Consider the following 18,754-nt stretch of genomic DNA (forward strand, 5'->3'; position numbering starts at 1 on the left):
GTTAAGTTAAATTGCGTTCTTGAGCGCGAAGTTTAAGAAGCTTTTGTTGTTGGTACAGTGCTGCTTTAATCAGTAAATCTTGGTCAATATCACGAAGAAGTTCATAAGCCATCTCAACCATAAATCCAGAGTCTGTTGGTGTACACTGTGTCACTGCTGCATAGCAATAGATTGCAGCGGGAGGGTGCTCTAAAAACAGTTTAACGCGAGCTTTTTGGTGTAAATCAAATGATGTTTTACTTTCAAAAGTGAATTTACTTGCGCCAAAGCTAGACGTTTTATGTCTGAATATTTCGTTATCTTGTTGAATTAGCAGATAAGACAACAGTAAATTTATTTTTTGATTTTGATTCGTAAGGTAATGAGCCAAACGTTTACCATCATCTTGTTTTAGGAAGGATAGTTCGTTTTCAGAGACATCATCAAGGGTACTACACTCTTGAGCGACTCTGAATGGTGCTGGGATCTCACGTTCAAAGGCAGCCATGCTTGGAAGTGAATTATCAGCAGCAAGAGGTTCTACGTTGATAGTTAAATCATAGTGAACCGAGAAATATTCGTCATGTGACATAAGCGTTCCTCTATTTATTATTTAATGATTATGGCGAAGTCCCTAAGTATCAGCAAGTGTTTAATATCATTCAATCAATGTTAGACGAGCAAAAAAGGAATAAATACCAGTATTTTACGTGATAGACTGTAGCTATTATTATAGCTTTGATAGGCGTGATTGAGAGAATTTATGTTTCATCCAGTATCAGTATTTATAGGTTTACGATATTTAAGAGGGCGCTCTGGCGATAGATTTAGCCGTTTTATCTCTTATATGTCTACGGCGGGGATCACCATCGGAGTGCTCTCTTTGGTTACGGTATTATCTGTAATGAATGGCTTTGAAGGTCAACTTAAAGACCGTATTTTGGGAGTATTACCTCAAGCGGTTATTTCAAGTGAGAGTGAGCAAATTACGCCATCAGAAGATGAAAGAGATTACGCAGCAAGTTTACCTCATGTCACCCAAGTAACCCCAGTGGTTCGTGGAGAGGCGATTATTCAAAGCGCCAAAGGCTTGAGTGCAGGTATGCTTGTTGGTATTGACCCAAATGAATATGACCCTATTGCTTATGAGTTAATTTCTGGCAATGTACAGCAATTAGCAACGGGTGAATATGGTATTTTTCTTGGCTCAAAACTTGCTCGTGATCTGAGTGTCCGTTATGGTGATACCGTCCGAATTATGGTGACTAATGCTAGCCAATACACGCCTCTGGGACGTATCCCAAGCCAACGTAATTTTAAGGTGGTTGGCGTGTTTAATACAGGCTCTGATGTCGATGGCCAATTAATGGTTGCGAATATTCAAGATACTGCCCGTTTAATGAAATTGAAAAAAGGCAACATCACAGGTTGGCGTTTATTCTTTAGTGACCCATTCCAAGTGACAGAATTAGCTAAATTGCCTTTAGAAAATAACATGACATGGAGTGATTGGCGTGATCAACGCGGGGAATTATTCCAAGCGGTAAAAATGGAAAAAAACATGATGGGTCTAATGCTAGGGCTTATTGTAGCTATCGCGGCGTTCAATATTATTTCTGCCTTAATTATGGTGGTAATGGAAAAACAAGCAGAAGTGGCGATATTAAAAACACAAGGCATGACGAGTAATCAGGTACTTTCTATTTTTATGGTACAAGGGGCAAGCAGCGGCGTAATAGGCGCAATTGTCGGTGGTACATTGGGAGCTCTATTTGCCAGTAACATCAATGTTATCCTTTCTACACTTGGGTTGTCGCTATTTACTGTTGGCGGCTCTTTACCAACACAGGTTGAACCATTACAAGTGTGTATTGTCATTATTCTAGCAATTTTATTAAGTTTATTAGCGACCGTATTCCCATCTTATCGAGCGGCAGTCGTACAACCAGCAGAGGCATTAAGATATGAGTAATCCATTATTAGTTTGTCAGGGTATTCGTAAGGTTTACCAAGAAGGCACAATGGAAACTGAGGTGCTTAAAGGCGTTGATTTTCAAATTAATGAAAGTGAATTAGTGGCGATAGTGGGTTCATCAGGCTCTGGTAAAAGTACATTACTGCACATTCTTGGCGCACTTGATGAACCAACAGCAGGAACTGTGCATTTTCAACAAAATGAACTAACAAAATTGAGTGCTAATAAGCAAGCAAAAATTCGCAACCAACATATTGGATTTGTGTATCAGTTCCATCACCTTCTTTCTGACTTTAGCGCTTTAGAAAATGTGGCCATGCCGCTGTTAATTGGTGGTATCCATAAGAAAGAAGCGACAAAGCGTGCCACAGAATTACTAGAGAAAGTTGGACTAGCACATCGTATTGAACACCGTCCTTCAGAACTGTCTGGTGGTGAACGCCAGCGTGTTGCAATTGCTCGTGCGTTAGTTAATAAGCCTGCTTTAGTTCTTGCTGATGAACCGACGGGTAACTTAGATTATAAAACAGCATTAGACATCTATAATTTAATGCGCGAATTGAATCAAGAGTCAGGTACTGCATTCTTAGTGGTAACACACGATAATGAATTAGCAGCAAAACTAGATAAGCAATTAAGTATGCAAGATGGTCGCTTTATTACTGAAACCGTTCGTTCGGCGTTAAGCCAAGAGCAGGAGGCGTAATGTTTTCACCGCTTTCTCTTTTTATTGGTGGTCGTTTTGCTCGTGCAAAGCAGCGTAATAAAATGGTGTCATTTATTTCGCTCTCATCCACTCTCGGTATTGCTATTGGTGTAGCTGTGATCATCATTGGTCTTTCTGCGATGAATGGTTTTGAGCGTGAATTACAAAATCGTGTGCTTTCTGTTATTCCACACGCTGAGCTTGAAGGGGTAAAAACCCCAGTATCTGATTGGCAAACCATGATGAATCAAGCAAAGAAACATCCAAAAGTAACAGGAGCTGCGCCTTATGTTCGATTTACCGCCTTACTTGAAAGAGGCAGTAAATTAAAAGCGGTTGAAGTTCGAGGCGTTGAACCTTTATTAGAAGCGGCGGTTTCTAAGTTACCTGAGTATATTGATAACGAGGCATGGAAGGCGTTCGAAGCGAATAAACAAAGCGTTATTTTAGGTAAAGGCGTTGCGGATACATTAAATGTAAAAGTCGGAGATTGGATCACAGCGATGATCCCAGATGAAAATGCAAGTAAGCAACTTCGTTCTCCAAAGCGTCAACGTTTGCAAGTGGTTGGATTATTGTCCTTAGGTGGGCAGGTTGATCATGGTTTAGCTATTGTTCCTCTAAAAGATGCACAACAGTATATAAATCTAGGTGACAGTGTCACAGGTGTTTCTTTGCAAGTGAATGATGTGCTTAACGCCCAAGAAATTGTCCGTGAAGTAGGGGGAACATTAACTGAATATGTCTACTTACGCAGTTGGGTTCAGAAATATGGTTACTTGTATCGAGATATTCAATTAGTTCGCTCAATTATGTATCTTGTGATGGTTTTAGTCATTGGAGTTGCTTGCTTTAACATTGTGTCTACGCTAATGATGGCAGTGAAAGATCGAGCTGGAGATATTGCGATATTAAGAACTATGGGGGCAAATGATGGTTTAATTAAACGCATCTTTGTGTGCCAAGGGATCTTCTCTGGTGTAACGGGTAGTTTAGCGGGCTCTGCTCTTGGCTCCTTTGTGGCATTAAATTTAACACCAATGATTAAAGGGTTAGAATCACTAATAGGACACCAGTTTTTATCCGGTGATATCTATTTTGTGGATTTCTTACCATCTGAATTGGTGTGGAGTGATGTTGCTGTTGTGACGGCTACAGCGATCTGTTTAAGTGCAATTGCAACTTGGTATCCTGCCAGAAAGGCAAGTCAGTTACATCCAGCTACGGTGCTGAGCTCTAAATAATGAATATAACTGATAAGAAGACTTCTAAATTATATAGGGGTCTTCTTTTTAGTTTAAGCCGAGATGGTGGTAAATTTAAGTGTACAACAATATATTTAAATTAAGAATAAAAAACTCTTGATTATATAAATTACAGTGCTTATTTCCGCTTTATTTGTAAGGGTATTATATTGTTCGGTTTTACCTATTGATATAATAATTAAAATTGATTAGAAATTAGAAAAGATTTTCTCTATTATACGCGCATACTTTACTGTGTATCGGATAGAGAAATAATGACAATTTCGGACAACAATACCATCGTAATTTTTGGAGCTTCGGGAGATCTTACTTTCCGCAAGCTTATTCCTGCTTTGTATCATCTGTACGCGAGTAATCAACTTTCAGAATCTTTTTCAATCCTAGGCGTTAGCCGCTCTCCATATGACGATGAGTCGTATCGTGAAAAGATGAAAAAATCACTGCTAGAGATGGAAAAAACAGATCCAGAAACGCTTATTGCATTTTGTGAGCATTTACATTACCAAGCGGTAAATACGTCAGATGTTGATGATTATAGTAAACTGGCTGTTAAGTTAGATCTATTGGCTGACAAGTATCAACTTGAGCAACAGAATACGCTTTTCTATCTAGCAACTCCGCCAAGTCTTTACGGTGTAATTCCAGCTTGCCTAGCAGCTCATGGCCTTAACGATGAATCTAATGGCTGGAAACGTCTAATTATTGAAAAACCATTCGGGTATGATCTTGAATCAGCACAAAGCCTTGATAAAGAAATTCATAACCACTTTCAAGAACACCAAATTTACCGCATTGACCATTATCTTGGTAAAGAAACGGTACAAAACCTTCTAGTGCTTCGTTTCTCAAACGCGATGTTTGAACCGTTATGGAACCGTAATTTTATTGATTATGTTGAAATCACTGGTGCAGAATTTCTTGGTGTTGAAGAACGTGGTGGCTATTATGATGGCTCTGGGGCCGTTCGTGATATGTTCCAGAACCATTTGCTACAAGTATTAGCAATGGTAGGCATGGAACCACCGGCTCAAATTAATGCGGATTCGATTCGTGATGAAGTTGTTAAAGTTCTTCAATGTCTTAAACCGCTTGAAGAAGATGATTTGCGTAAAAACCTTGTGTTAGGTCAGTACACGGCATCTGATGTACGTGGCCAACAGTTATCGGGTTACCGTGAAGAACATGGTGTTGCCGATGATTCTCGAACAGAAACTTACATCGGTTTAAAAGCTTATATCAATAACTGGCGTTGGAATGGTGTTCCTTTCTATGTTCGTACTGGTAAGCGTTTACCGACTCGAGTAACAGAGATTGTTATTCACTTTAAACAAACACCACACCCAGTCTTTGGTCAGAATGCTCCTGAAAATAAGTTGATTATCCGTATTCAACCGGATGAAGGCATTCAGATGAGCTTTGGCTTAAAAGAGCCAGGTGCTGGATTTAAGGCAAAAGAAGTTAAGATGAACTTCTCATACGCTGATTTGCAAGAAACTCAAATGCTTACTGCGTATGAACGTCTATTGTTAGATGCATTAAATGGCGACGCAACGTTATTTGCTCGTACTGATGCAGTGGAAGCATGTTGGAAATATGTTCAACCAATTTTAGACTTTAAGCAAGATCCTCAATCTTTGTTTGGGTATGCCTGTGGTACTTGGGGACCACAAGAAGCGGATGAGCTTTTACAAAGAGATGATCGTGCATGGCGTTTTCCATGCAAAAATTTAACAGACACGGATTACTGCGAATTATGATCAATCACAAAATTTTTGCTACACCAGAGCTAGTTGTTGAAAACTTAGCAAATGAAATGAAAGCGTATAGTGAGCAGGGTAAAGCTGTACATATTTCTCTTTCTGGCGGAAGTACGCCTAAAATGCTTTTCAAATTGTTAGCTCAAGCACCATATGCAGAAGGCATTCAATGGAATAACCTACACTTTTGGTGGGGTGATGAGCGTTGTGTTGCCCCTGATGACGCGGAGAGTAATTTTGGTGAAGCTAATACATTACTTTTCACTAAAGTAAATTTACCAGCAGAAAATATTCACCGTATTCGTGGTGAAGACGAGCCAAAAGCTGAAGCTGAACGTTTTGCACAAGAAATGGCTGATGTGATCCCAACAGAGAACGGTATTCCTGTTTTTGATTGGATTTTATTAGGTGTTGGTGCTGATGGCCACACGGCTTCATTGTTTCCTGGTGTGACTAATTACCAAGATGAGAACTTGTCTGTACTTGCTTCTCATCCTGAGTCTGGTCAAATCCGTGTTTCTAAAACAGCGAAAGTTTTAGAAGCCGCAAAGCGAATCAGCTACCTAGTATTAGGTTCAGGCAAAGTTGAGATCGTTAAAGAAATTCATACGACACCTGCTTCAGAGTTGCCTTATCCGGCAGCAAAAATCCAGTCTACAACTGGTGAAACAGAGTGGTTCCTCGATTCAAATGCAGCAAGCGCTATCGCATAATCGCGAATAGCCGCAAGGAGAGAAAATAATGAAAGGTGATATCGGTGTAATCGGCCTAGCAGTAATGGGTCAAAACCTTATCTTAAACATGAACGACCACGGCTTCAAAGTTGTCGCTCATAACCGTACTGCTGCAAAAGTAGACGAGTTTCTAGAAGGCCCAGCTAAAGGAACTAACATTGTTGGTGCTTACTCTTTAGAAGAGCTAGTTGAGAAACTAGAAGCACCACGTAAAGTAATGCTTATGGTACGTGCTGGTGATGTTGTTGATACGTTCATCGACAAGCTTGTACCGCTTCTAGATAAAGGTGACATCATCATTGATGGTGGTAACACTAACTTCCCAGATACTAACCGTCGTGTAGCTGCTCTTCGCGAGAAAGGCATTCACTTTATCGGTACGGGTGTTTCTGGTGGTGAAGAGGGCGCTCGTTTCGGTCCTTCTATCATGCCAGGTGGTTCTCCTGAAGCTTGGGAAGCGGTTAAGCCTATCTTCCAAGGTATCTCAGCGAAAACTGACGCGGGTGAGCCTTGTTGTGATTGGGTTGGTAACGACGGTGCTGGTCACTTCGTTAAGATGGTTCACAATGGCATCGAATACGGTGACATGCAGCTTATCACTGAAGCATACCAGTTCATGAAAGATGGTCTTGGTATGAACCACGACGAAATGCAGGCTGTATTTGCAGAGTGGAATAAAACTGAGCTAGACAGCTACCTAGTAGAAATTACTGCTGACATCCTTGGTTACAAAGATGAAGATGGTGAAGCGCTAGTTGAGAAGATCCTAGATACAGCAGGCCAAAAAGGTACTGGTAAGTGGACTGGTATCAACGCACTAGATATGGGTATCCCACTAACGCTAATCACTGAATCTGTATTTTCTCGTTGTCTATCAGCACTTAAAGACCAACGTGTTGAAGCTGAGAAATTGTTCGGTAAGACTGTTGCTCCAATTGAAGGCGACAAGCAAGAGTGGGTTGATGCAATCCGTCAGGCTCTACTAGCATCTAAGATCATCTCTTACGCTCAAGGTTTCATGCTAATGCGTGAAGCGTCGAACGAAAACGGTTGGGATCTTAACTACGGTAACGTTGCTCTAATGTGGCGTGGTGGTTGTATCATCCGTTCTGCATTCCTAGGTAACATTCGTGATGCTTATGAAGCAAACCCAGAGATTGCATTCTTAGGTTCAGATGCTTACTTTAAAGGTATCCTAGACAACTGTATGGGCGCATGGCGTAAAGTAGCAGCTAAGTCTATGGAATCTGGCATCCCAATGCCATGTATGACTTCTGCTCTTACGTTCCTAGATGGCTACACTACAGCGCGTCTTCCTGCAAACCTTCTTCAGGCTCAACGTGATTACTTCGGTGCTCACACTTACGAGCGAACTGACCGTCCACGTGGTGAATTCTTCCACACAAACTGGACAGGTACAGGCGGTAACACAGCATCAACAACTTACGACGTATAATCGTAAAAAAGTAGATACTAATACCTAACAAAAAGCCCTTAACTTATTATAAGCTAAGGGCTTTTTTGTAGATTATGGAATCTAATAAATTAAATAATGCGTTTGTTTCTATATCTTTTTACGCAGTAGCCACTAATGAAACTGCCTACAGCTATGGTTAGGGTGATCACTGGTGCTGCCATTAATACCATTGTTATGTATTTTGAGATCTTTTCTGGTAAGAAAGACAGTGAGTAACCAAAGCCTGTCAGTAATAAAATCCAAATAATCGCACTCATCCATGCAAAATAATGAAAACGCGATGTTTTCTGCATTCTTAATCCCATCATTAGGGGTAAAAGAGGACGAACTATAGGGATGAAGCGGGCAACGAATAAAGCAATTAAGCCATGTCTCGTCAATAAAGAATCAACGGTTTGTAAACGATGTGCAGGAACGGCATTGATCCATTTTTGAATCATTGGAAATTTATGTAACCAGCGGCCTTGAATAAATGCGAGCTGGCTGCCTATTGCTGCTGCCATAATTAGACCAGTAACAATAACGGGGTAACTGATCACATTTGCAGCAGCCAGTGAACCAGAAAGAATAACCACACTGTCGCAGGGAAGGGGAGCAGCAGGAATAAAAGCACTCTCTAACCAAATAAACAGAATAAGACAGAAGTAAATCATAGTGACACTATTTGGATTTTGTAATAGGGTAAAATCTTGTTGCCAAAGAGCTGTTAGAATCGAAAGAAATGAATCAAACATCGCCATTCTCCAGACGAAAAATAAGCAGTTAGCTTATTGGGATAAGTGTATCGAGAGTAAGACAAGTCTTTTATAAAGTCACTATAAATTTACACTGTCATAAAAAGTTCATAATAGATTTTTTCATAGAGATTGAATGGCTAGCCTTCCAATCTCTATGGTGTTTACTTATTGATTTGTAATGATATTTAACCAATGAAGCTAATATAAGCCTGAAGTATGATTAAATTGGTAATATCAATAAAGAACGCACCAACAATAGGTACAACCATAAAAGCTTGTGGAGAAGGACCAAAGCGAGAAACCAGAGAGCCCATATTCATAACAGCTGTTGGTGTTGCCCCTAATCCAAATCCACAATGACCACCTACCATTACTGCTGCATCATAATTTGCTCCCATAATACGGAAGGTAATAAAATAAGAGAAAAGGGCTAAGACAACTGTTTGAATAGTTAAAATAATTAAAAATGGAATCGCAAGATCAAAGATATTCCATAACTTTAAACTCATAAGCGCCATAGCTAAGAACAACGATAAAGAAACGGTGCCGAGAATATCAACAGTTTCGGTATCGATCTTACGAACCTTGCTGATTTCAAAGATATTGGTAATAAATACCCCAATAAATAGGGCATAGACGAAATCTGGAATATTAAGCCAAGTAATACCAAAACTACTTACAAATTTACTCAGATGCTGAGAACCTGCGACACAAACCAATAAAATAAACAGCATTTCAATGACTTTTTTTGCTGTAATCTTATCTTCTTCTCGGTCATTGTAAGTTACTAACTCAGGGAAGCGAGTATGAGTGTCGACATCAGTGCCATATTCTGATTCTAGCTTGTGCTTTTGGATTAACTTTTGAGCGATAGGGCTACCTATCAGCCCGCCCATAATTAAACCAAAGGTAGCTGAAGCCATAGCAAGCTCCATTGTATTTAAATTGTAGTTTTCGGCAAAAGTCTGTGACCAGGCAGCACCTGTCCCATGTCCACCAGATAAGGTAATTGAGCCTGCAATTAAGCCTAATAATGGGTCTAGTCCCATTGCACTGGCTAGGCCTACACCTACTGCATTTTGAATTAGGATATAAAAAGAAGCGACCGCTAAGAATAAGAAAACCTTAGCACCGCCTTTGACTAATTGAGTGTAGTTAGCAGCAAGGCCGACAGTACTAAAAAACATTAGCATAAATGTATTCTGTAGTGGCAGTGAAAACTCAATACTGACACCTTGAAAATGCAAAAGGGTAATAGAAAACGCAACAATTAGGCCGCCAACAATAGGTTCTGGGATATTGTATTTTTTAAATACCCCAATTTTAGAGTTGATAAAGTGGCCAAGGGAAAGCACTGAAATGGCGATTAGAAAAGATTCTAATGCGCCGATAGAGAGTGTATTTGTCATAGGTAGCTCGAAGTGTAATATCAAACCAATGGGTGTGACGAAGAAAGATCGAGATTATGACAACTCTTTTATAAAGTCACTATAAATATTCACTATATTAAAAATTATATTTATGGTTTATAAGCCTTTTGTAAGCAAAGAGACATTATGATACCAAAACAGATACCTTGAGTGATCATCGCCGTTCCTCCGTAACTAAAGAAAGGCAGAGGGCTTCCCATTACTGGTAAAAGCCCCGTGACCATTCCAATATTAATAAAGGCGTATAGGAAGAAACTAAGAGCAAAAGTACCACAGACTAAGCGGTTAAATGGTGATTCACAATGGTAAGCTAACCAAATTACACGCCCAGTGATAAACAGATAAAGACCTAATAATAATGCACAACCAAAGAATCCCCACTCTTCAGCGTAGGTCGAGAAAATAAAGTCGGTATGACTTTCAGGAATGAAACCAAGTTGTCCTTGAGTCGCATTTTCCCAACCTTTACCACGCATGCCACCAGAGCCCACTGCAATTAAAGATTGAATAATTTGATAACCTGCACCAAGGGGATCGGATTCTGGATCAAGAAATTGTGTTACGCGTTTTTTCTGATAAGCCTCCATAACGAAGATCCATAACATAGGTATTGTTACAGCAATTACCCCCAGAAAAGAACTAATAATTTTCCAGCTCATTCCTGCAAAATAGAGAACAAATAGAGCATAAATAACCGTAAATATTGCACCATCAAGGTCGGGTTGAACAAAAATCAACCCTGCAGGTACGGCTGTAATAAGTAAACAAATCAGTATCTTCTTGAGGTTAGGCCGGCCAGTATCAGATACAAGTATCCATGCTACCATAAGTGGAATAGCAACTTTAACAAGCTCAGATGGTTGGAATCGGATTGGCCCAATAATAAGCCACCTCTGCGACCCGTTGGTACTGTCTCCGACAAGGATAACCCCCAATAGCAAGATAACTGCTAAGCCATATAAATAAGGAGTAGCTCGCTCGTATGTTCGAGGGGGTATCGTCGACATGCCAACAATACAAGTGATGGCAATTGCAGCTCGAATTAAGTGTCGTTCAAGCATTGAGTCATTAAATCCGCTGGCACTCCACACGGTGAGAGAGCCTAATAAAATTAGTAATACAATGGCGATAAGTAGAGGGAAATCAATTCGTGGTTTATATGTAAGCATGGTCAATCATTCATTATAAAAAGGAAGCAAGCAAGCTCAAAATAGAGAGCAATAAATTGGTTCGAGAAAAGGGGAGGCTTGATTTAAATTGATATAATTAGATGGTGCTGCCGATGTAATTTATAAGAAGATGGAAAGTAACTCTTTTATGAAAAAAAGCAATCTTTACTTGTAAAGATGAACAGAAAACTGACATAGCTAAGTGCCAGTCTTCTGTTTTTAATATGTATTCTAGAAATCTGAGTCGACCTCAAACTCCATTTCAATATTTGTGACAGGGTGACGTAATTTTAAATAACCAGCATGTAAGTGTAATCGAGTCTCTTTAAATCCATATAAGTCGTCACCTACAATCGGAGTATTTAACCCTGCTTGATGAGCGCAATGAACTCGCAGTTGGTGAGTGCGGCCAGTTTTAGGGTATAGGTAGACTTTGGTCCGATTATTTTTACGCTCAATAACTTGGTAAGATGTTTCTGCACTTCTGCCTTCAGTATGACAAACCATTTGACGTGGTCTATCTTCCAGATCACCGCGCAATGGTAGCGTAATGAAACCACTGTCATTGCTGATATTGCCTTCCAGTAGAGCGGTATAGCGTTTTTCTACTGTGCGCTCAATAAACTGTTTTTGTACTTGTTTATTGGTTTCAGGTGTTAGTGTTAATACGAGTAAACCAGAGGTCGACATATCTAAGCGATGAACAATTAGAGGCCCAGTAGCGGTAGGGTAGCGTGCTTGAATTCGAGTATATACAGAATCAGTAATAAACTTACCGGGAACCGATAAAAACTCAACAGGCTTATTAACAACGACCATGACATCATCTTCATAAACGATCTCTAACTCTTTTCCGTAAGAGGGCGTTTGTTCTAATGGGCTATCATCAACATCAATGCCATCAAGCATATGTTCGATAATTTCAAAACATTTGCTTTGACATACTGGATAGCGGTTTTTGTGTTGGCGAACTTGCTCATATGGTGCGGAACCCCACCAAAATTCACCTAATGTTATTGGCGTATACCCTAATGTGAAAGCCGCTTGCAGTAGCTTAGGTAAGTTTTGTTCGCTTGAATAAGGGATAGGATCTTGAGCATGTTTAGTTGAACTATTTTGTTTAAATAGCTCAAACAGGCTCTTTGATACACCAGATTGGTTAAGAAATAGAGTCGCTTTTAATGCATCATCTTTTAATTTTTGAAGTAATTTCTCATGTTGGTGTTTAACTAATTTAAGCGCTTCAAGGAATTCATTGTGCTGCGTGGTTAATTCAGTAATAGTCTGCTGCCATTGCTGTTTTAACTGCTTTAAATCTCGTTTTTCACGACTGCTTTGATTACCAAGATCAGTAATTAAGGCACTTAATTCATCTTGAGATAATGGCGATTCAGAGTCTGATTCAGCATTAGAGCGACGTAGCTTTCGTTCTTTTTTTGCTGCCGCCATTGCTTGCTGAAACGCTGAGATTTCTTGTTCTGATTGAGCCGTACTTGCGGCTAGGTTCTCTTTTAATGCGATAAAATCAGGTGCGTTTTCTAATCGGACAATCTCTGCTTCAAGTACTTTGATTTCGTTTTCTTGGGTGGAAAGTAGACGGCAGTATGCTTGGTTATCAAAGATGGCATTAACAAAAAAATCAGGCGCTTGACTGAGGCTTTCTTCACTATCTGAAAGCGTGCCAGCAAAAGAGGAGAGATAACCAAGTTCACCTTGTTGATTTTTAACGACGAGAACGGCAAACATTTTACCTTGAGTGGTAAAGTCATGGGACCATGTTTTTTGATTATCCAAATAGTGCTGCAGCTCTTCCATTGCCAGTGACGCTAATGGATGTGGAACGTAGAAATAAGGAAAGGTAAAACGCTCAGGCAGAGCAATAGTATCGATCTGACCAGAAAATCGTGTAAATTTTGAAGATGCTATGTTGTGTGGTTGCATATTAAAACTCCGCCTCAATATCAAATTCCATTGGCTCTTTAGTCATGGGATGAGTCAGAGATAAATAGCCTGCGTGTAGGTGTAATCGATTTGCTTTTTTACCATATAAATCATCGCCAACTATCGGCATATTTAAACCTAAATTATGAGCGCAGTGAACTCGTAATTGATGGGTACGTCCTGTTTTTGGGTACAGGTAAACTTTAGTTTTATCTTTTATGCGCTCAATAACTTGATACGTTGTTTCTGCCAGTTTCCCATGTTCAAAGCAGACTAACTGACGAGGGCGATCATATAAATCTCCGCGCAGTGGCAATGTGATCATTCCTTCATCTTGCGCTAAGACACCATCAATTAATGCAGTGTAACGCTTCTCGATGGTGCGATTGATAAACTGCTTTTGTAATCGTTTATGTGCTTTTTTGGTTAACCCTAATACCATTAATCCAGAGGTTGCCATGTCTAAACGGTGAACAATTAACCCACCTGTCGCATTAGGGTAGCGCTGTTGAATACGTGTATAGACAGAGTCTTGAATATTCTTACCGGGTACCGATAAAAAATCTGCGGGTTTATTGATGATAAGCATAAACTCATCTTCATAAACGATCTCGATGTCTTTGCCTTCTGCTGGGTTTATCAGTAATGGGTTTTCATCCATTTCAATGCCATCAAGCATATGGCCTAAAATTGGCTGACATTTACTTTGGCAAGAAGCATAGAACTTTTTATGTTGGCGTATTTCAGATTTTGGAGCAATACCCCACCAAAACTCTGCTAATGCTAACGGCTTTAAATTATGAGCAAAGGCGTATTGTAATAGTTTAGGTGCAGCGCATTCACCTGATCCTGCGGGCGGGATATGGTTTGGCATGTCTTTGAAAATATCATTGAGATCTTTTTCTACACCATGGGTATTTAAGAATTTATATTGCTGAAATAGCTTTTTTTGTAGGGCATTAGATAGATTTTTGCGCGCTGTTTTTAATTTTGATAACTCTGTATTGAGTTGTTCTAATTGATACTGAATGTGACTTATTCTTTCATCCCAAAAGATCTTAAGATCTCTTAATGTATTTTTCTCTTGGATACTTTCTTTGCCTAATTTTATCTTTAATTGTTCTAGAATATCGATTGTTTCTTGAGACCCATCTTTAGCGCTGATTTCTGCTTCTGTACGTTGTTCTTTACGTGATTTTCGCCCGTCAATCATTACTTGACGCTGCGCTTCTAATTGCTCTTGTGAAGCGAGAGTCTCAGCTTTTATTTCTGCGGTTAAATCAGCAAGTAATGGATTCATCTGCTGTTGTTTGATGGTTGCATTTATCTCAGTGATTTCAGCTAATTCTGCTTTAAAGAATCCGTCTTCTTCTAGCATATCAAATACAGGAGGAACAAAATGGGGAAGGTGATTACTGTCAGCGACTTTACCTGAAAACGCAGATAAGAATCCGATCTCACCTGATAAATGCTGAACGAGTAATACGCCAAACATTTTACCAATGGCTTTTTCAAGACTATTTGGAGTGTTATCTTGCTCTATACCAAAGTTATGTCGCCATTCAGTTTGAGTCTCTAGGTGACGTTGTAACTGAGTCGCCGCTAATTCACACAAAGGGTGTGGTTCATAATAAAATGGGAAAGTGAAGCGTTTAGGTAAAGAGTAATCAGTAATAGATTGTGCGAAAGAGGTAAAGCAAGGATCAGGAATTGGCATAAGTAAGGTCTAATTAGCTGAATGGAACAATACCAATCGTATTCTAATTTATTTTATAGGTACGATTGGTATATGTGATTAAAAAATAACTTGAGAGTGTTAACTGTTTAATCACTGAATGCGCTTTATTTACAAAGTAAGGTGATTACTCTGCTGCTTTAACACGGATTTTTTCTTTGCCAAACTTCTTACCATTTTCAGCTTCGATAGCTGCTAATGCTTCTTCTTCGTTTGACATTTCAACAAAGGCAAAACCTTTCGATTCGCCAGTCATTTCATCTAAAACCAGTGTGCAGTAATCAAGTGAACCGTGAGCTTTAAACATCTCTCTTAATTCATATTCAGTCATTGTACGAGGTAGGTTGCGAACTAGTAATTTCATGATTAACCGTTAAGTAGTGATTTGAGGATACGTTATAACAGATCTTAGGATAATGTGCCAAAGTGAAAAATCCGAAACAACAAAATAACTGTTCCGGATTGAGTTTTATACTAAATTAAACGTGTATTTGAGCATTCTTATGTCTTTATTACAGCGCTAAAGAGAAGGAATACGTTTAATATTTTTTTTATGGCGATCTTCTTCACTTAGAAGTTGGCAAGTAGCGCAGTTCTTTTTGCCATCGATTTTGTATTTCATGCAACAGGTTTCGCGTTGAACATATAAAATGGCTTGCTGATTATTTTCTGCGACTCGAACATGTGCAAGATTTTTTCCTATCTCTGGCATAATGTTTTCTAACCAGTGTTCTGCGTTTAGTGCTAATTGGCTTGCGACCTCTTTTGAAAGTCCTTTTTCTGTTAAACGCATAAAGAACACGCTGACCGCCAAGGAAATACTTCCCCAGAATGGACGATGCTTAAGACGCTCTTTTTCAAAAAAAATGCTTAAACCACCCCCGATTTGTTGCAATAAATAAGTGAAGGCTTCATCTAGTTTTTCTTGGCTCTCTACGACGGTTGCTTGTGATTCAGATGCTAAAGGATCAGTTGCTAGACAAACAAAAGGGCAGTTATTGTTGATTTGCAGTGACTTTATCTTTTCGCCATTGGGAGTCGAGATAAAAATATCATTAAATTGAACGATAGGTACACGGTTGAACTTTAAACGCAGTGCCGTTAAGCTAGTAAAAAATTGATTATTGAAAGATTTAAGCCACATTGATGCTGCAACATTTTGATTTACTTCATTTTTTTTACCAAATAATTCAATGGCATTAGACAAATTAGCTGGTAACCATTTATTTAGTAAGGAGTGTTTATCATCAAGGCTGGTTTTTATCAATAGCTTTAAGCTTAAAGTTATCATCATCATTGTGTAACCATGCTAATTGTTCTCTTAAAGAATAGCATGAATTTGATGTTTTTTTACTGAGCCACAGAGGCTGTAATTGAGCTGAAATATGCATAATAAAATACTTCTTAATTATTCTTATTTGTATTTAAGATACTGGATAGATTACACCTAAACTTGCATAACGAGAAGCGCCCGTCACATCCGGTTCGTTACTTGGTAAATCATGAATACGTTGATGTGCTAACCATGCAAACGCCATTGCTTCCATATTGTCACTATCTACATTGTAGTCGTTAGTGGTAACAACTGCCCAATTTGGTAAATGGAATTGCAGTCTTTCCATTAGATATTGATTATGAGCACCACCACCACAAACGAGCAGTTTTGCACTCTCTCCAACATGGAATTTGATTACTTGATCGACAATCGTAGAAACGGTGAACTCCAATAACGTTGCTTGCACATCTTGTGGTTGATAAGGGGTATTTTCAATATATTGAGAAAACCAATCTAAGTTGAATAATTCACGCCCAGTACTTTTTGGGTAAGATCGAGCAAAATAGCTATGCTGCTTTAGGTTTACCAGTAGTTCACCAACCACTGTACCACTGCGAGCCCAATCACCATTCTTATCGAAACTGACTTGCTGGTGCTCGGAGATCCATGCATCCATTAACATGTTACCAGGGCCAGTGTCATATCCAATAACGGGCGAATTCTTCTGTAAAATGGAGATATTAGAGATGCCACCAATGTTTAAAATAACGTGCGTGCTTTCTGGTTTACCAAATAAAGTGTGGTGGAAAGCGGGAACTAATGGTGCGCCTTGTCCGCCTAGTGCCATGTCTTTACGACGAAAGTCAGCAACGGTATCAATTCCTGTTTTAGCTGCGATGATATTGCTATCACCAAGTTGCATCGTAAAAGGGTATTGTGCGTCAGGCGAATGAAAGACCGTTTGTCCATGGCTGCCAATGGCGGTGATATCTTCTGGTTTAAGGTTGAGTGTATGAAGAAGATGAAGTGTTGCATCCGCGAATAAATGACCTAAACGATGATCAATCTCTCCAATCACTTTTAGGTTGGTTTGCTGCCCTGTACAAACAGCCAGTAAATCTACTTTTAGTTGAGGATCCATTGGGAAATCAGCATGACCAAGTAGGTTGATTTTTGTGCCATTAGTCTCAACAACAACGGTATCGACACCGTCCAAACTGGTTCCTGACATTAAGCCAATGTATTTTTCCATGTGGATACTCCATAACTACGGATTAATTAACGTTTTTATTGTGCCATAAAGTGTTGAGATAATATCTATGTTACTCACACAATTGACACAAAATTTCCATAGATAAGATTTTAAAATGAGAAAGGGCGTGATACTTTAAGCCTATAAAAATTAAGATGATTTGGAGAAAGATATGGGTCCGTTATGGCTAGATGTTGAAGGGTACGAAATCGATGCAGAAGAGCGTGAGTTGCTTCAACATCCAACAGTGGGCGGATTAATTCTTTTCGCTCGAAATTATCATGATCCAAAACAGTTAGCTGCACTGACTGCATCTATTCGCAAAGCCGCAGGACGTCCAATTCTAATTGGTGTTGACCAAGAAGGTGGCCGAGTTCAGCGTTTTAGAGATGAATTTACTCTTATTCCACCAGCTCAAGCGTATGCTGAAATGGATAATGGTCTTGAGTTAGCGAAAACAGCAGGCTGGTTATTATGTTCTGAACTTGTTGCTCACGACATCGATCTTACGTTTGCCCCAGTGCTTGATAATGGTTTTGATTGTAAAGCGATTGGTAACCGTGCATTTGGTGATGATATTAATACTATCGTTAAATACAGCACGGCTTTTATGAAAGGCATGAAATCTGCGGGTACTTCAACAACAGGGAAGCATTTCCCTGGGCATGGTGGTGTGATAGCTGACTCTCATTTAGAAACCCCTTATGATCACCGTGACAATATTTTCGAATTGGACATGGCTATTTTTAAAGCACAAATCGAAGCGGGTATTTTAGATGCGATGATGCCTGCCCACGTTATTTATCCTGAATACGATTCGTCGCCAGCAAGTGGCTCTTCATATTGGTTGAAAGACGTATTGCGTAAACAACTTAATTTTAATGGTTTGGTGTTCTCTGACGATTTAAGTATGGAAGGGGCAACAATTATGGGCGGACCAGCGGAGCGCTCTCAGCAAGCCCTTGATGCAGGTTGTGACATGGTATTAATGTGCAATAATCGAAAATCAGCTGTAGAAGTTTTAGATAATCTTACAATTCAAACGGTTGAAAAAGCCGATTTATTGCTTAAAACTCAACACTTCGATAGAAAAACGCTGTTGAGCAGTCGCGAATGGAAAGAGGCGAATCATAGAATTACTAAAGCTTACGATAACTGGAAGTCGTAAGTTAAAAGTTATAATTTGACTAAGAAATGCACGGTTTTTTACTGTGCATTTTTTTTATCTTTATTATTAATGACTTACAGCGTACCTATTTTGAGGTATTTGTTTGATATAGATCATCTTTTCTTGGGATCTACTTTTATTTCACAATAAGAA

The 18,754-nt window shown here is 39.3% G+C and carries 16 protein-coding genes; 7 read left to right on the plus strand and 9 right to left on the minus strand.

Translation table 11 applies throughout. The features are described from left to right. Position 1: 1 nt before the first annotated feature. Complete coding sequence (locus ACU5DF_RS01050; RefSeq protein WP_045103839.1) at positions 2-571, minus strand: hypothetical protein; 570 nt, start codon at positions 569-571, stop codon at positions 2-4. Between the two features lie 171 nt (positions 572-742). Here ACU5DF_RS01050 and lolC point away from each other — a divergent pair, with 171 nt between their 5' ends. The 6 genes from lolC (at position 743) to gnd (ending at position 7,872) form a co-directional block, all read left to right on the plus strand. Beyond that, complete coding sequence (gene lolC, locus ACU5DF_RS01055; protein WP_446711461.1) at positions 743-1,951, plus strand: lipoprotein-releasing ABC transporter permease subunit LolC; 1,209 nt, start codon at positions 743-745, stop codon at positions 1,949-1,951. Beyond that, entirely contained in the window at positions 1,944-2,660 is a 717-nt protein-coding gene (gene lolD, locus ACU5DF_RS01060; RefSeq protein ID WP_446711462.1) for a lipoprotein-releasing ABC transporter ATP-binding protein LolD, read from the plus strand. The genes lolC and lolD overlap by 8 nt, the downstream gene beginning before the upstream one ends. Beyond that, a complete protein-coding gene (lolE, locus tag ACU5DF_RS01065; RefSeq protein ID WP_446711463.1) occupies positions 2,660-3,904 on the plus strand; it encodes a lipoprotein-releasing ABC transporter permease subunit LolE in 1,245 nt (414 codons plus the stop codon). Before lolD ends, lolE begins: the two co-directional genes overlap by 1 nt. A gap of 275 nt (positions 3,905-4,179) precedes the next feature. Next, entirely contained in the window at positions 4,180-5,682 is a 1,503-nt protein-coding gene (gene zwf, locus ACU5DF_RS01070; protein WP_446711464.1) for a glucose-6-phosphate dehydrogenase, read from the plus strand. Continuing rightward, positions 5,679-6,395, plus strand: a complete 717-nt coding sequence (pgl, locus tag ACU5DF_RS01075; RefSeq protein ID WP_446711465.1) for a 6-phosphogluconolactonase — start codon at positions 5,679-5,681, stop codon at positions 6,393-6,395. Before zwf ends, pgl begins: the two co-directional genes overlap by 4 nt. Before the next feature lie 28 nt (positions 6,396-6,423). Next, complete coding sequence (gene gnd / locus ACU5DF_RS01080; RefSeq protein ID WP_446711466.1) at positions 6,424-7,872, plus strand: decarboxylating NADP(+)-dependent phosphogluconate dehydrogenase; 1,449 nt, start codon at positions 6,424-6,426, stop codon at positions 7,870-7,872. Positions 7,873-7,961: 89 nt separating this feature from the next. Here the strand turns inward: gnd and ACU5DF_RS01085 are convergent, their stop codons facing one another. The 8 genes from ACU5DF_RS01085 to ACU5DF_RS01120 all read right to left on the minus strand — a co-directional run bounded on the left by ACU5DF_RS01085 (position 7,962) and on the right by ACU5DF_RS01120 (position 17,433). Then, on the minus strand, positions 7,962-8,627 hold the full coding sequence (locus ACU5DF_RS01085; protein WP_446711467.1) for a DedA family protein: 666 nt from the start codon (positions 8,625-8,627) through the stop codon (positions 7,962-7,964). A gap of 188 nt (positions 8,628-8,815) precedes the next feature. Next, entirely contained in the window at positions 8,816-10,039 is a 1,224-nt protein-coding gene (gene gltS / locus ACU5DF_RS01090; protein WP_446711468.1) for a sodium/glutamate symporter, read from the minus strand. Between the two features lie 110 nt (positions 10,040-10,149). After that, on the minus strand, positions 10,150-11,229 hold the full coding sequence (gene rodA, locus ACU5DF_RS01095) for a rod shape-determining protein RodA (protein WP_446711469.1): 1,080 nt from the start codon (positions 11,227-11,229) through the stop codon (positions 10,150-10,152). Between the two features lie 231 nt (positions 11,230-11,460). Further along, positions 11,461-13,170 carry an RluA family pseudouridine synthase gene (locus ACU5DF_RS01100; protein WP_446711470.1) on the minus strand — a complete coding sequence of 570 codons (1,710 nt, stop codon included), beginning with the start codon at positions 13,168-13,170 and terminating at the stop codon, positions 11,461-11,463. Between the two features lies 1 nt (position 13,171). After that, positions 13,172-14,887: an RluA family pseudouridine synthase gene (locus ACU5DF_RS01105; protein WP_446711471.1), complete on the minus strand. Its 1,716-nt coding sequence runs from the start codon at positions 14,885-14,887 to the stop codon at positions 13,172-13,174. A 145-nt stretch (positions 14,888-15,032) separates the two neighbouring features. After that, positions 15,033-15,269 carry an RNA recognition motif domain-containing protein gene (locus ACU5DF_RS01110; protein ID WP_045103850.1) on the minus strand — a complete coding sequence of 79 codons (237 nt, stop codon included), beginning with the start codon at positions 15,267-15,269 and terminating at the stop codon, positions 15,033-15,035. Between the two features lie 156 nt (positions 15,270-15,425). Further along, positions 15,426-16,202, minus strand: a complete 777-nt coding sequence (locus tag ACU5DF_RS01115; protein ID WP_446711472.1) for a (2Fe-2S)-binding protein — start codon at positions 16,200-16,202, stop codon at positions 15,426-15,428. Positions 16,203-16,329: 127 nt separating this feature from the next. Further along, complete coding sequence (locus ACU5DF_RS01120) at positions 16,330-17,433, minus strand: anhydro-N-acetylmuramic acid kinase (RefSeq protein WP_446711473.1); 1,104 nt, start codon at positions 17,431-17,433, stop codon at positions 16,330-16,332. 172 nt (positions 17,434-17,605) lie between these two features. Here ACU5DF_RS01120 and nagZ point away from each other — a divergent pair, with 172 nt between their 5' ends. Beyond that, a complete protein-coding gene (nagZ, locus tag ACU5DF_RS01125) occupies positions 17,606-18,601 on the plus strand; it encodes a beta-N-acetylhexosaminidase (protein WP_446711474.1) in 996 nt (331 codons plus the stop codon). Positions 18,602-18,754 lie beyond the last annotated feature (153 nt).

This window comes from Aliivibrio wodanis, from assembly GCF_052920805.1.